Origin of the sequence: Roseibium limicola, assembly GCF_017313085.1 — a bacterium.
In the GTDB taxonomy this organism is placed as follows: Bacteria; Pseudomonadota; Alphaproteobacteria; order Rhizobiales; family Stappiaceae; genus Roseibium; species Roseibium limicola.
In genome coordinates, this window is sequence record NZ_JAFLNF010000004.1 from 53,314 (window position 1) to 67,160 (window position 13,847).

The following is a 13,847-nucleotide window of genomic DNA, read 5'->3' on the forward strand; positions in this document are numbered from 1 at the left end:
TTCAGGATCTTACCACCGGAAGCTCGTCATGCCCGACGGGACTGCTGAAGGAATGCCTTTGATGCCGGACCAGACGATTGTAAACGCCTTTATCTTAGGGATTGTTGAAGGACTGACGGAATTCATCCCGGTTTCTTCCACCGGTCACATTTTGTTGCTCGGGCATTTTCTCGGCTTCGAGAGCACGGGCAAGACCTTCGAGGTGCTGATCCAGCTCGGTGCGATTCTGGCTATACTCACAGTTTATTTCGCCAGATTGTGGAATCTCCTGATTACCCTGCCGAGCAGCAATGAGAGCCGACGCTTTGTCGCGGGCATTTTACTGGCCTTTCTGCCGGCGGCTGTTATCGGCGCGCTGGCTCACGATTTCATCAAGCAAGTGCTGTTTGAAAGCCCGGCGCTGATCTGCTCGACCCTGCTGATCGGCGGTGTCATCCTTCTGTGGATCGACCGTCTGCCGTTGACACCACGCTACACCGACGTCACCGAATATCCTCTCAGCCTGTGCCTGAAGATCGGCTTCTGCCAGTGTCTTGCCATGGTGCCTGGCGTCTCGCGCTCGGGCTCGACCATCGCCGGTGCCCTCCTGATGGGCACGGACAAGCGCTCAGCGGCGGAGTTTTCGTTCTTCCTCGCCATGCCGACCATGGCCGGGGCCTTCGCCTATGATCTCTACAAGAACCGCGATGTGCTCACCATGGACGACGCGATGATTATCGGCGTCGGCTTCGTCACGTCATTCATTGCCGGGGTTTTCGTCGTCAAGGGTCTGCTGAACTTCGTTTCCAGGCACGGCTTTGCACCGTTTGCCTGGTGGCGGATCTTTGCCGGTCTGGCCGGCTTTGCCGGATTGTATTTCTTGGGCTGATTCTGGCCTGAGTTCAGGAAGACTGGTGCGCTTGCATCAGCTCTTCCAGTTCTGCGTTCAGCTGGTCGCGCAGTTCCACGGGCTCCAGAATTTCCGCGCCCGGTCCCAGCCAGCGCACCAGCGGCAGGATCCGCACCGCGGCAACATTCGGCAAACTCAGAACGGCGTGCTCGGGGCCGTCTGCCGTCACGGTGGCGTGGCGATAATACCAGTCCTGCGCCAGCCGCTTGATCTGATCCTTGTGCATGCGGATCCGGGTGCTCGGGCCTTCCTTTTCCCAACGCCGCATGGCTTCTGACAACCAGGCACCGCCAAGCAGGCTTGAGACATGAAACTCCGGGTCGGGGCGGAAGCGAAATCCGCTGACCTCGATCTGTCGCACCCGGTCGGCCCGATAGATTTTGAACTCTCCGGTGTCGACTGAGCGGCCGGCGAGATACCACAGGTCCCGGTCAAACAGCACGCCATAAGGCTCCACATCATGCGGACGCGCCGCTGGCCGTGCCGGGTTGTGATGCTCGAAGCGCACCCGCCGGCTTTCCAGCAGCCCGATCATGAAACCGTCCAGTGCAGTTTGCCAATGCTCGGTCGGCTCCGCCTTGGTGCTGTAGTGAAAGATGTCCGCCGGCATGGGCTCGATGCCGATGACGCGCTCCGCATCGCCAAGCAAGGTCAGCACAGATTTCGGCAGGCTGGCAATCAACTTGCGCTCGGCTGCTTCCAGGTCAGCCTTCAACGGCAGCGTGCGCAAGCTGCGCACCAGCGCCAGCGCCGTCAGCAGGGCGGCGGTCTCGTTGCGGCTCAGCGCGACGGGTGGCTGTAGATAGTCCTTTGCCAGCCGATAGCCGCCTTCCGAGCCACGTTCTGCTTCCACCGGAATACCCAGCGCAATCAGCCGGTCGATGTCGCGGTAGATCGTCCGCAGGGAGACTTCAAAACGCTCAGACAGTGTTGTCGCGGTGATCAGACGTCCGCCGGTCAGAAGCAGCAGGATGGCAAGGGCGCGTTCAATCGAATTCATGGATCTGCCGAAATGCATTGCCCGTCAAAAAAACGACGGAGGGGAGAAGAAAATTCAATCTGCCCGATCATACCTGACTCTCTGCTGTCAGGTATGCCCTGCCATCTTCTCTCTATCCCCGGCAAACATCACCGCCGGCTTGAATGGGAGACGAGGAAAATGGCCTATCAGCAAACAACAGCACTGCGGTCCCAGGTTTCACTGCTCCGGCTTGTGCTGAATGTCATCCGTCACGGCGTTCTGGCGCTGCTTCTGGCAAACCGCCGCCGTCGGTCGCTTCGCGCGCTGGAAGCGCTGGATGAACGGCTGTTGAAGGACGTTGGCCTGCAACGCACCGTCAGTGGATACCAGGTGGACCTGCAGCGTGACGTCAGCAGAGTGCGAAGGTGGCAATGAGGGGCGTGACATGCGCCTGGTGCGGCTTTCGCTTGAACAACAAAAAAAGGGCGGCCACGGGCCGCCCTTGAAACGTGTCGATCGCGCGGTGCCGTCAGTCAGCGGTCAGCCGGTGAGCATCGAACTGGCCGCGCTCGCGGTAGCGCTCCAGATAGGTCGGCAGGATGGCGGCAAGGGTCTTCGGCTGGACGCCGATGCCCGCCAGGGTCAGGCCCTGGTCGCTCTTTTCCTGCGAGACCACATTATCGGAGCGCAGCAGGGTTACCTGATCCGCCGTCATCGGGGCATTCGGCAGAAGCTGCATTACCTTGCCCATCAGCGAGGCAACGTCGAACGGGATCGGCAGCAACAGGCGCTTGCGGCGGGTCACATCCAGCAAGATCTCCATGCAGTCACGGAAGGACATGACTTCCGAGCCGCCCAGCTCATAGGTTTCACCCGACTTCAATTCGCCGTCAACGGCGCGTGCAATGGCTTCCGCCACATCGCAGACGTAGACCGGCTGGAACTTCGTTTCGCCGCCACCGATCAGCGGCAGGGCCGGGGTGAAGCGGGCCATGTTGGCGAACTTGTTGAAGAAGTCATCTTCCGGGCCGAACACGATCGAGGGGCGCATGATGATGCTGTCAGGCAGGGTTTCCATCACCGCAGCTTCGCCCTGCGCCTTGGAACGGGCGTAGTCGGAAGCGGACTTCGGATCGGCGCCAATGGCTGAAACATGGGTGATGCCGGAAAGGCCTGCAGAGCGGGCGGCTTCCGCGATGGCGCGGGGGCCGAAGGCTTGCACGGCATCGAAGCTCTGCTTGCCGGAAGGCGCCAGAAGCCCGACGCAGTTGACGACGGCATCAGCACCTTGAACGGCGCGGTCGACAGACCAGCGGTAGCGCAGGTTGGCCTGCATCGGCATGACCTGGCCGGGAAGGCCCATTGTCAGCAGATACTCTGCCAGATCCGGCCGGCGCATGGCGGCACGCACACGGTAACCGCGCTTTGCCAACGCCTGCACCAGATGCCGGCCGATAAACCCGGAAGCACCGAAGACAGTAACGAGTTTTCCATTGAAAGCCTTGGACATGGGGGTTGCCTCTATCGCGTCCTGGAATCCTTGCCGGCAGAAAAGCGGCTGTATCTCTCAGTCTCTTAGCCCCTCCAGTCTCCCCTGTGAAGAGCTTCTCCACCGAGCCTGTGCATGAATGAGAAGAATCTGTCGTAATCCGATTGACAAGGTGGGGGGGCGTCCTTAAAAGCCGCTCTCACGTGCCCAGGTGGCGGAATTGGTAGACGCACTAGCTTCAGGTGCTAGCGCTCGCAAGGGCGTGGAGGTTCGAGTCCTCTCCTGGGCACCAAAATTATCTTCGAACTACCATCGAAGACCTTGTGAAAAACCGGCCTCTGGCCGGTTTTTTCGTTTTTGCCTGCTGTCTTTTCAGGGGTCGTCCATCAAGTCGCCCTCGCAGAAAAGACTGTGGCAAAACATGCTTATATAAATTGACAAGAGAGATGGCCTTGCTTAAAAGCCGCTCTCACGTGCCCAGGTGGCGGAATTGGTAGACGCACTAGCTTCAGGTGCTAGCGCTCGCAAGGGCGTGGAGGTTCGAGTCCTCTCCTGGGCACCAAAATTATCTTCGAACTACCATCGAAGACATCGAAAAACCGGCCTCTCATGGCCGGTTTTTTCGTTTCTGCAGCAGCTTGCACAGAAGTTCCCGGCGCCGCGCGGAACAACGTCTTCAAACACACGCCTTAATTTCATCTTTTTGTACAAGGACACTGAATTAACTTGCGATTTTCTTCAGGGGCATGTTTGGATAACAACAGTTCTGGGGCATGGCCTTATGCCAAAGCTCTGACGGAGATAAAATGTACCGGCTGATTTCACCGCTGGTGTTTTCCCTTGTGGTGGCCATCGGCCTCGGGGCGACCCTTTCCTACAATGAAAATCTGCGTTTGGCCGAAGAGGCCCGGTTTAAAAGCTATGCTCAGGAAGCAGCGCTTCGCATCGTTGCGCGCACTGAGCAGCATGTCTCTCTGCTGCAATCCACCAAGGCACTCTATACCGCCTTCAAGGAGGACGTCAGTCCCGACGCATTCCGGGCATTTGCCGCCGGGCTTGATCTGAGCGGCCGCTATCGCGGTGTCCAGGGGATCGGGTTTGCCCGGGTTGTTCCCGCAGGTTCGGAGCCGGAGATCGAGGCGGAGCTTGCCAGCACCTACGGCATCGAGCGTACAGTCTGGCCCGAAGCATCTGGCGCCTTGCGCACCGCCATCGTCCTGCTCGAGCCATCATCAGAGCGCAACCGCGCCGCCTTGGGTTTTGACATGGCCAGCGAGCCACGTCGCCTTGAAGCCATGGAAAAGGCCATCGAGTCAGGAGAAGCTGTTGCCACGTCGCCGGTCCTGCTGGTGCAGGAGATCACCGACGAAAAACAGGCTGGCTTTCTTGTCTATCTGCCCTGGTACAAATCGGTGGAGCTGGAGGTCCAGGCGGACGGTGATGTGACCCGAACCGAAGGCGGTGGTCTGGGTCAGGCGATCAATGCGCCGCAGGGGGCCGACGGTCTGGAAGTGGCGGGGTTCATCTATGCGCCATTCCGCGCCGGAGATCTGCATGAGGCCGCTCTGAAATCCAGTGGCATCTTGCCTGTGGTGCTGGAAACCTCCGATGTCACCGGAGGCGAGGTTCTGCCGCTGTATCGCTCGGCCGGCTATGAGGCGATTGCCAAGCGCGAGCGCATGTCAGCCGAAGTGACAGCCCCTGTTGCCGGACGGCAGTGGAAGTTTACCATCTATCCGGCGGCCCAGTTTGCAGATCCTGCGACCTATTATCCGGTTTATGGCATGGGGATTGCCGTTGTCCTTCTGGGGTTCTGTGCGGCGGCCATGAGCCACGCCCAGTTTCGCGCAGTGATGAATGCCCGGGCTCTGGTCAAGGCGGATCGGCGCAGCCTGGAGGAAAAAGACTTGATGCTTCAGGAAATGAAGCATCGCTTGAAGAATGCCATCGCCCGGATCAGCGCCATGGCGCGTCAGGCGGCGGCCCGGTCAGACAATCTGGAAGATTTTTCGCAGTCCTTTCAGGGGCGTCTGTTGGCCATGGCCAATGCCCAGGACATGCTGACTCGCTCGCAATGGTCGAAAGCCCGCCTGCAGGAACTTCTGACTTCGGAGCTGTCACAGGTTCTGGGCGACGAGATCGCCGCAGAAGCAACGAAGGGCCCTGATGTCGAAGTCAATGAGAAGGCGGCGCAAGCCTTGGGGCTGGTGTTCCACGAACTGGCCACCAATGCCCTGAAATACGGCGGTGTCACCGGGCCGGATGGCGATCTGTCGGTCTCCTGGTCGTTTGAAGGCAAGGGCGCCAATCGGCTGCTGAAGATCGACTGGCACGAGACACGCGAAACGGGACCGGTTCCCGAAAGCGCCCGCCAGGGCTTTGGCTCGCGCCTGATCCAGCTGAATGTGACGCACGAGCTGTCTGGCAAGATGAACCGCGAGATCACCGAAACGGCGACACGGATCGTCCTGACCCTGCCAGCCAAGACGGTTCTTTGACGTCACGTCATCCTGAGGTTGAGGGCGCTTGGCCGTGGCGCAGTTTCGACACCACAATCTGTGTCTTTGCTTGCTTAGGGCCAGCGCATGTTCTACCTCAACCGGATGATCAGATAACAGGTCCGGCATCGCAACGAACTGTCGGACGTTTTGCGACTGGAGCCCGCCTGCCTCATGACCATCCGCTGTCACAAGAACGATCTGCCGGACCTCTCCAACTATCAGTCCGTCGATGCGATTGCCGTCGACACCGAAACGCTGGGCCTCAACCCGCATCGAGACCGGCTGTGCGTGGTGCAGATCTCACCTGGAGACGGCACAGCCGATGTGGTTCAGATCGAGCGCGGACAGGAAGTGGCTCCCAACCTCCAGGCCCTGTTCAGTGATCCGGACATCACCAAGATCTTTCATTTCGCCCGGTTTGATGTGGCGGTTCTCTTTCAGTACCTCGACATCGACGTGAACCCGATCTGGTGCACCAAGATCGCCTCCAAGCTGGCGCGCACCTACACGGATCGTCATGGGCTGAAGGACAATCTGCGCGAGCTGGTGAGTGTTGAAGTCTCCAAGCACCAACAGAGTTCCGACTGGGCTGCAGAGCAGCTTTCCGATGCGCAGATTGCCTATGCGGCGTCCGATGTGCTGCATCTGCATGCGCTGAAAGCCAGGCTGGAAGCCATGCTGGAACGCGAAGACCGTCTGGAGTTGGCAGAGAATTGCTTCAACTTCCTGCCGACACGCGCAGCGCTGGATCTTATCGGCTGGGAGGAAACCGATATCTTCGCCCACTCGTAATAGTGGGGGAGCGGCCCTATATCCGCTTCCAGAACGTTTGTCGGCGGGAAATCATCATCATGATGGCTATGGCATCAACAGCAGCAGCTCGGGCCGGCGGTTTGTCGCGGGTTCAACGCAAGGCCCGGCGCCACAGCCGTCTGGTCAGGGTCTTTCGTATCCTGTTGCCGCTGCTCGGCCTTGGCATTTTGGTCGGCATGGGCGTGCTCATCGCCATTTTCAATTATCTGTCTAATCTCGGCATCGACAATATCAGCCTGTCCAGTGACGGCCTGGTGATGCACCAGCCGGAGCTCTCCGGTCATGACGGCGATCGCTCCTACAAGGTCTCCGCCGTGCGGGCCGTGCAGCGTCTGAGCGATCCACGCATCATCGATCTGCAGACGATCCATGCGCAGATCGTCCTCAGCAAGGATCAGAATGCGCAAATCACCGCGCTGAAGGGCACCTATGACAACGGTGCGGAAACCCTTTCCATGTATGACGGTCTGCAAATTGAATGGTCAGAAGGCTATACGGTCGATATGAGCGATGTGATGATCGATCTGAAGTCCGGGGCCTTGAAAACGTCTGATCCGATTACAATTCGATCAGACAAGGGTCAGATACGGGCCGGGAAACTCGACTATGATCAGGACAATGGTGTCGTCCGCTTCACGGATGGTATCCAGATGGTGCTGAATCCGTCCGCTCAGGAGAAGGTACAAAAATGAAGCTGTTTCGCATAGCAGTCATCGCGGTGGCTCTCCTGGCAGGTGCCGCCGCGCCCGCCATGGCACAAACATTCTCCAATGCCTTCGCAGGGTTCGGCTCCGACACAAAAGAACCGATCCAGATTGAAGCCGAGAGCCTGGCCGTTGAGGACAAGTCCAACAGCGCTACCTTCACCGGCAACGTGGTCGTCACCCAGGGCGATGCCCAGCTGAAGACCCAGCATCTGGTGGTGTTTTATGCCGGCTCGGCGACGGCCGATGTGCAGCAGAGCATCTCGCGTCTCGAAGCGCGGGGCCGGGTTTATATTTCTTCCGAGGATCAGACCGCGACCGGCGATGAGGCCAGCTTCGACATGGACCGGCAGAGTATGGTGATGACCGGCAAGGAAGTGGTGCTCAGCCAGGGCGCCAATGTTGTTGTTGGAAATCGGCTGACGGTTGATCTGAAAACCGGCAAGGCCAATCTGCAGGCGCCGCAAAGCGGCCGCGTGAAGGTGCTGATCCAGCCACGTAGCTCGACCGGCAACTGAGGCGACGGACGCTTCTCCACTCGACAGGTTCCTCGGGCCGCACTAAAAATGCGTGCTTCGGGGGCTGTTTTCCAGCCCTGGGCATCTGGGCGCCACGGCAACGGCAGTCACTGCCGACACCACATAAGGACTGGGGCACAGGTGAAGCTTTTTTCCTTTCCCTCCAATGGCAGCGATACCGGCACTGCGGATGCGGATGCCCCGGAGCCTTTGGCGTCGTCGACGGCAGGCCAGGGAGCCCTGGTGGTTGATGGTATCGGCAAGACCTTTGGCCGCCGCCAGGTCGTCAAATACGCCAGCCTGTCGGTGCGTCCGGGCGAATCGGTCGGCTTGCTCGGCCCCAATGGCGCCGGCAAGACCACAACCTTCTATATGATCACCGGCCTCATTCGGCCGGATCAGGGGCGCATTACCCTTGATGACTTCGACATCACGACGATGCCGATGTATCGCCGCGCGCGGCTGGGCATTGGCTATCTGCCTCAGGAAGCTTCGATCTTTCGCGGCTTGACCGTGGAAGAAAACATTCGCGCCGTGCTGGAGGTGATCGAGCCGAGCCGCAAGAAGCGCCAGCAACAGCTGGATGAACTTCTGGAGGAATTCGGCCTGACCCATCTGCGCAAGTCGCCCTCCATCGCCTTGTCGGGTGGTGAGCGTCGACGCGTCGAGATTGCCCGTGCTCTGGCCAGTCAACCGGCTTTCATGTTGCTGGATGAACCTTTCGCCGGTATCGATCCGATTGCCGTCGGGGATATTCAGCAGCTTGTTCGCCATCTCACCCAGCGTGGCATCGGCGTGTTGATCACCGACCATAATGTCAGGGAAACACTGGGTCTGATCGACCGGGCTTACATCATTGCCTCCGGTGAAGTGCTCACCGAAGGACGGCCAGATGAAATCGTCGCCAACCCGGATGTTCGCCGATTGTATCTGGGAGAACAATTTACGCTTTGATGACAGGTCCAAGGGTAGGTTATAAGCAAGAAGCGGACCAACCCAGACCAGCAAGGCGATTCTTCAGGTAGATGGCACTTTCTCCCAAGCTTGAGATGCGACACAGTCAGTCGCTGATAATGACGCCGCAGCTGATGCAGGCGATCAAGCTGTTGCAACTGTCCAATCTCGACCTCACCGCCTATGTCGATGCGGAGCTGGAGCGCAATCCGCTGCTGGAAAAGGGCACCAGCGAGGGCGACGGGCCGGGTGAACCGGTTCACGAAGCCACGGACAACGACTTTTCCGGCGATGGATCTGACAGCGGCTCCCCGTCCGATAGTGATGGCGGAACGTTTGAGTCATCGGCAGAGGATTGGCTGCAGAAGGACCTGCAGCCGGGTTCCGAGCAGATCGCCGGCAACATGGACGCGGATCTCGGCAATGTCTTTCCTGACGATCCCGGTATTTCGGCCAACGAAAGCAACACCCGCCTGACCAGCGAAGGCGATGCCTTCAAGTCGAGCAGCACGTCTTCATCCTCGGGTGAAAGCTATAATCTGGAGGCCTTCGTCGCCCAGGATGAGACCCTGACGGGAATGCTCGAAGAGCAGATGCACCTCGTCATCAGCGACCCGGTCGACAAGATCATTGCCCAACATCTGATCAATTCTCTCGACGAGAGCGGCTATCTTCTGATCGACATGGAAGAGGCCGCCGAACTTTTCGGGGTGGAGGAGGCTCGTGTCGAGGCGGTTCTGGTGATCCTGCAGACCTTCGAGCCGGCTGGAATGTTTGCCAGATCTCTGGCTGAGTGCCTGGGTCTTCAGTTGAAGGACAGGAACCGCTTCGATCCTGCGATGGAAGCGCTGCTCGACAATCTTGAGCTGCTCGGCCGGTATGAGTATGCCGCCTTGCGCCGGGTCTGCGGTGTCGATGAGGAAGATCTCGAAGAGATGATTGCCGAGATCAAGGCGCTCGATCCACGCCCTGGACGCATGTTCGGTGGCGCACCTCTCCAACCGATGGTGCCCGACGTTCTGGTACGCCAGGCAAGCGACGGCAGCTGGGCGATCGAGCTGAATGCCGACACCCTGCCCAAGGTGCTTGTCAACCAGACTTATTATGCCCGCGTGGCGACCACCGCCCGCAAAGAGGGCGAAAAGGAATATCTGACGGATTGTCTGCAGACCGCCAACTGGCTGGTAAAGAGCCTCGACCAGCGGGCCAAGACCATCTTGAAGGTGTCCAGTGAGATCGTCCGCCAGCAGGATGGCTTCCTCACCTACGGTATTGCCCACCTTCGTCCGCTCAATCTGAAGACGGTTGCCGACGCCGTCGGGATGCACGAAAGCACCATCAGCCGGGTCACGTCGAACAAGTACATGATGACCCCGCGTGGCATCTTCGAGCTGAAGTATTTCTTCTCCTCCGCAATCTCTGCAACGGTTGGGGGAGGTGATGCTCATTCGGCCGAATCCGTGCGTCATCGCATTCGCCAGATGATCGACGGGGAATCGTCGGATGCCATTCTTTCTGATGACACGATTGTTAAAATCTTAAAAGAAGACGGCGTGGACATCGCGCGACGCACGGTTGCGAAATATCGCGAAGCAATGCACATCCCGTCGTCGGTGCAGCGCCGTCGCGAAAAACGCGCCCGTCGATAACTTCAGCAAAACCAGTGCCTTGAAGCGATCTTTAGCAGGTTCTTTTGGCCTGAGGCGCGGCTTTGGCCGAATCAATTCTCAACAGGCAAACGCGCGAAATCGGGCGATGCGTTGACAGCCGCCCAGACTCTCGCGTATAGGCTCGCCCGCAAGTGATGACAGACGAGGGGATGGCGCTTCGGCGCTGAGTGGTCCATTCTGTAGGCTTGAGGCACGGCCTGTCTCAAGCGCCGGATTACCCGGCGGCCTTTTGGTCCTAACGAGAATAAGAGGTCCCCATGACTTTGCGGATTTCGGGAAAAAACGTCGACGTAGGAGAAGCCCTGCGGACGCATGTGACCGATCGTATTGCGGATGCTTTGTCGAAATATTTCGATGGAGGGTTCGACGGCCACGTCACTGTGAGTCGCGAAGGTGCAGGTTTTAAATCGGAATGTATTCTACGTCTCGATACCGGCATCGTACTTCAGGCATCAGCGCAGGACCACGATCCCCGACCCAGCTTCGATCAGGCTGCGGACAAGATCGAGAAGCGTCTGCGTCGATACAAACGCAAGCTGAAGGACCACCATTTGCATAACGGCAACGGTCGTGATGCGATGGATGCAGCGTCCTACGTGCTGGCATCGACTGAGGAAGAGGAAGAGTTGCCGGCGGACTTCAATCCGTTGGTGATTGCCGAAACCTCGGCAAAGGTTCGTACCCTAACCGTGGGCATGGCCGTCATGGAGTTGGATCTCACCGAAGCACCGGTGGTTCTGTTCAAGAATGCGGCGAATGGTGGCGTGAATGTCGTTTATCGCCGTCCCGACGGGAATGTCGGCTGGATAGACCCAGCGTTGTTGGCGGAACAGACAGCCAATTAAAGAAACTGGTACCGGTTTTGCTTGCATGGGATCTGCGGCCCGAAGCAAGGCAACATGATTTATCAGGCAAATCCGGTACCTGTAAGTTGTAGGCATGAATGATGGATCTGAGTGATCTTATTACGAAAGAGGCAGTGGTTGCCGGGCTGAAGGCCAAGAGCAAGAAGCAGGCAATTCAGGAAATGGCCTGCAAGGCTGCAGAAATAACCGGCCTCTCGGAGCGTGAGATTTTCGATACGCTGCTTCAGCGCGAAAGACTTGGGTCCACTGGTGTGGGGCATGGCATCGCCATTCCGCATGGCAAGCTGACCCGCCTCGACAAGCTCATCGGTTTTTTCGCACGCCTGGACAAGCCGGTCGACTTCGATGCGCTGGATGATCAGCCGGTGGACCTGGTGTTTCTGCTGTTGGCGCCGGAAGGTGCCGGTGCAGACCATTTGAAGGCGCTGGCCCGAATTGCCAGGCAGCTGCGTGACAGTGCGGTTGTGCAAGGACTGCGCAACACCACCGACCCGGCTGATATGTACACTTTGCTGACTCAGCCGCTGGCGTCGTCCAACGCAGCCTGACCAGCGGTGCGTCCCGGTGGATGGACAAGGCACAAGAATTTCAAAGCCCGGCCCCGGTGGTCGGGTTTTTTCGTTCAGGAGCGCGTGGTGAAGATCGCCATCAAGGCGTCACAGGTGGCTTCAGCGTCCGGCAGAACGGCCTGTGCCGGCTCCGCAGGGCGTGACACCATCAGCATGGGGATCTGCAAGGCACGGGCCGCGGCAATTTTCTGGTAGGCACCATCGCCGCCACTGTTCTTGGTCACCATGTGGGTGATGCCGGCGTCTCTTAACAGCTGCAACTCTGCCGTCATGCTGCGCGCCGGGCGTCCCTCGATCCATCTCCAGCCCTCGGGAATGGGGAAGTCGGCAGGCTCGATGCTGCGGAACAACGCTGGCAGATGGGCGGCTTTGGAAAAGATCTGCCGCAGCTCCTGACGGCCAAGCGCGAGAAACGGACGACAGCTCGCTGGCAGTGCTTCCAGCGCGGCGGCAGAATTGGCGCAGTCGGTCCAGTCATCGCCTTGCATTGGCGCCCACGCAGGACGCAACAGGCGCAGCAGAGGTATGCCTGTTGCGCTTGACGCGGCCTGAGCATTGGCGCTGATGCTGGCCGCAAACGGATGCGTGGCATCCACCAGCGCGGTGATCTTCCGACTGAGCAGATAATCGGCCAAGCCCTCCGCCCCGCCGAAGCCGCCAACGCGGATTTCGCAGGACGTTTCCGGCAAATCGCGAACGGCCCCGGCAAATGACAGGATGACCTGGTCCGGTGCAGGCGCGCGCGCCTGTAACAGAAGCGCCAGCTGGCGCGCCTCCGGTGTACCACCGAGGATCAGAATGCGCGCGTCAGTCGTCAAAGCCGACCTCGCCGGTCACACGGCCCTGACGATCGACAATCAAGACTTCCACCTCAATGGGCGCCCCGCGCAGGATCTCCAGCACAGCTTGTTTTGCGGCATGCGCCAGAGGCGTGCTCAGGTCGAGGTCTGCCTGTAGCGAAAGGTCCAGCACCTCTTTCGCCGTGTTTGCGGTGACGCAGCCCTCCAGCAGGCCCTGAGGCGCTTGCATGTCGCGCAAAAGGTCCTGCAGAAAGCTGAAGTCGACCTGGCTGCGGGCGGAGTGCAGATCGAGCGCCCCTTGCGCCAGTTTGGTGAACTTGGCAAAGCCTCCGGCCAACGTCAGCCGGGGCACCGGATGCTCGCGCAGGTATTTCAGCAGGCCACCGGCAAAATCTCCCATGTCGAGAAAGGCAACCTCATCCAGATCGTAGCGCGCGCGCACGGCGTCTTCAGAGGTTGCTCCGGTCGCGCCCACCACATGGGTAAGGTTGGCGGCGCGGGCCACGTCAACGCCCCTGTGGATCGAGGCGATCCACGAGGCGCAAGAAAACGGCCGGACAATCCCTGTCGTCCCCAGAACCGACAGACCGCCGAGGATGCCGAGGCGGGGATTCATGGTCTTCAGCGCCAGCGCTTCACCTTCATCAATGGAAATGGTGATCTCCACGTCGGCAGCGGCACCTGTCGCCTGTGCAACTTCCGCCATAGCGGTGCGCATCATCTGCCGCGGCACCGGGTTGATCGCGGGCTCGCCGGGTGGAATGGGAAGTCCGGGCCGTGTCACTGTTCCCACGCCATGCCCAGCCTTGAACAGAACGCCCGACCCTGGTGGCAGCCTGCGCACGCTGGCGCGCACCAGAGCACCGTGGGTCACGTCCGGATCATCGCCCGCATCCTTGATGATGGCAGCCTCTGCGGTGTCATCGGAAAGGGTGTGATGGGCGAGGGCGAAATGGGTGGTTCCACCCTTGGGGAGAGAGATTTCCACAGGGTCTGGAAAACGCTGCGTCAGAAGAGCGAAGTAAGCTGCTTTTGCAGCCCCTGTCGCACAAGCGCCGGTGGTCCACCCCCGTCTCAACTCTGCCGTCTGTCGTCGTTCCATGCGCCGTTTAT

General features: G+C 59.4%; 14 protein-coding genes and 2 tRNA genes. 12 read left to right on the forward strand and 4 right to left on the reverse strand.

Going from position 1 to position 13,847, the window contains the following annotated elements:
• Positions 1-61 precede the first annotated feature (61 nt).
• A complete protein-coding gene (locus J0X15_RS10085; RefSeq protein ID WP_206940985.1) occupies positions 62-868 on the forward strand; it encodes an undecaprenyl-diphosphate phosphatase in 807 nt (268 codons plus the stop codon).
• Positions 869-881: 13 nt separating this feature from the next.
• Here J0X15_RS10085 and J0X15_RS10090 read toward each other — a convergent pair whose 3' ends face one another.
• The gene (locus J0X15_RS10090; RefSeq protein ID WP_206940333.1) at positions 882-1,889 is read right to left on the reverse strand and encodes a helix-turn-helix transcriptional regulator; all 1,008 of its coding nucleotides are present in this window, start codon (positions 1,887-1,889) and stop codon (positions 882-884) included.
• Positions 1,890-2,048: 159 nt separating this feature from the next.
• Between J0X15_RS10090 and J0X15_RS10095 the strand changes: the two genes are divergently transcribed.
• Positions 2,049-2,285, forward strand: coding sequence for a DUF1127 domain-containing protein (locus J0X15_RS10095; RefSeq protein WP_206940335.1), 237 nt, complete (start codon positions 2,049-2,051; stop codon positions 2,283-2,285).
• Positions 2,286-2,379: 94 nt separating this feature from the next.
• On the opposite strand, the gene J0X15_RS10100 is transcribed toward J0X15_RS10095, so the two are convergent.
• Complete coding sequence (locus J0X15_RS10100) at positions 2,380-3,360, reverse strand: complex I NDUFA9 subunit family protein (protein WP_206940337.1); 981 nt, start codon at positions 3,358-3,360, stop codon at positions 2,380-2,382.
• A 184-nt stretch (positions 3,361-3,544) separates the two neighbouring features.
• On the opposite strand from J0X15_RS10100, the gene J0X15_RS10105 reads away from it, so the two are divergent.
• From J0X15_RS10105 to ptsN, 10 genes are all read left to right on the forward strand, one after another.
• Positions 3,545-3,631: transfer RNA gene (locus J0X15_RS10105), tRNA-Leu, on the forward strand.
• 183 nt (positions 3,632-3,814) lie between these two features.
• Positions 3,815-3,901: transfer RNA gene (locus J0X15_RS10110), tRNA-Leu, on the forward strand.
• Positions 3,902-4,145: 244 nt separating this feature from the next.
• Positions 4,146-5,837 (forward strand): CHASE domain-containing protein, encoded by a 1,692-nt coding sequence (locus tag J0X15_RS10115; protein WP_206940339.1) that lies wholly within the window; start codon positions 4,146-4,148, stop codon positions 5,835-5,837.
• Positions 5,838-6,011: 174 nt separating this feature from the next.
• On the forward strand, positions 6,012-6,632 hold the full coding sequence (locus tag J0X15_RS10120; RefSeq protein ID WP_206940340.1) for a ribonuclease D: 621 nt from the start codon (positions 6,012-6,014) through the stop codon (positions 6,630-6,632).
• A 59-nt stretch (positions 6,633-6,691) separates the two neighbouring features.
• The gene (gene lptC, locus J0X15_RS10125) at positions 6,692-7,345 is read left to right on the forward strand and encodes an LPS export ABC transporter periplasmic protein LptC (protein WP_209015244.1); all 654 of its coding nucleotides are present in this window, start codon (positions 6,692-6,694) and stop codon (positions 7,343-7,345) included.
• Positions 7,342-7,875: a lipopolysaccharide transport periplasmic protein LptA gene (lptA, locus tag J0X15_RS10130; RefSeq protein ID WP_206940342.1), complete on the forward strand. Its 534-nt coding sequence runs from the start codon at positions 7,342-7,344 to the stop codon at positions 7,873-7,875. Before lptC ends, lptA begins: the two co-directional genes overlap by 4 nt.
• 210 nt (positions 7,876-8,085) lie before the next feature.
• Positions 8,086-8,829: an LPS export ABC transporter ATP-binding protein gene (gene lptB / locus J0X15_RS10135; protein WP_206940989.1), complete on the forward strand. Its 744-nt coding sequence runs from the start codon at positions 8,086-8,088 to the stop codon at positions 8,827-8,829.
• 71 nt (positions 8,830-8,900) lie between these two features.
• The gene (rpoN, locus tag J0X15_RS10140) at positions 8,901-10,478 is read left to right on the forward strand and encodes an RNA polymerase factor sigma-54 (RefSeq protein WP_206940344.1); all 1,578 of its coding nucleotides are present in this window, start codon (positions 8,901-8,903) and stop codon (positions 10,476-10,478) included.
• A 278-nt stretch (positions 10,479-10,756) separates the two neighbouring features.
• A complete protein-coding gene (gene hpf / locus J0X15_RS10145) occupies positions 10,757-11,344 on the forward strand; it encodes a ribosome hibernation-promoting factor, HPF/YfiA family (protein WP_206940346.1) in 588 nt (195 codons plus the stop codon).
• A gap of 101 nt (positions 11,345-11,445) precedes the next feature.
• Positions 11,446-11,913, forward strand: a complete 468-nt coding sequence (gene ptsN, locus J0X15_RS10150) for a PTS IIA-like nitrogen regulatory protein PtsN (RefSeq protein WP_206940991.1) — start codon at positions 11,446-11,448, stop codon at positions 11,911-11,913.
• A 74-nt stretch (positions 11,914-11,987) separates the two neighbouring features.
• Here ptsN and J0X15_RS10155 read toward each other — a convergent pair whose 3' ends face one another.
• Together J0X15_RS10155 and J0X15_RS10160 are read right to left on the reverse strand one after the other, a co-directional pair.
• The gene (locus J0X15_RS10155; RefSeq protein WP_206940348.1) at positions 11,988-12,752 is read right to left on the reverse strand and encodes a cobalt-precorrin-6A reductase; all 765 of its coding nucleotides are present in this window, start codon (positions 12,750-12,752) and stop codon (positions 11,988-11,990) included.
• Positions 12,742-13,836, reverse strand: coding sequence for a cobalt-precorrin-5B (C(1))-methyltransferase (locus tag J0X15_RS10160; RefSeq protein WP_206940350.1), 1,095 nt, complete (start codon positions 13,834-13,836; stop codon positions 12,742-12,744). The genes J0X15_RS10155 and J0X15_RS10160 overlap by 11 nt, the downstream gene beginning before the upstream one ends.
• Positions 13,837-13,847: the final 11 nt, after the last annotated feature.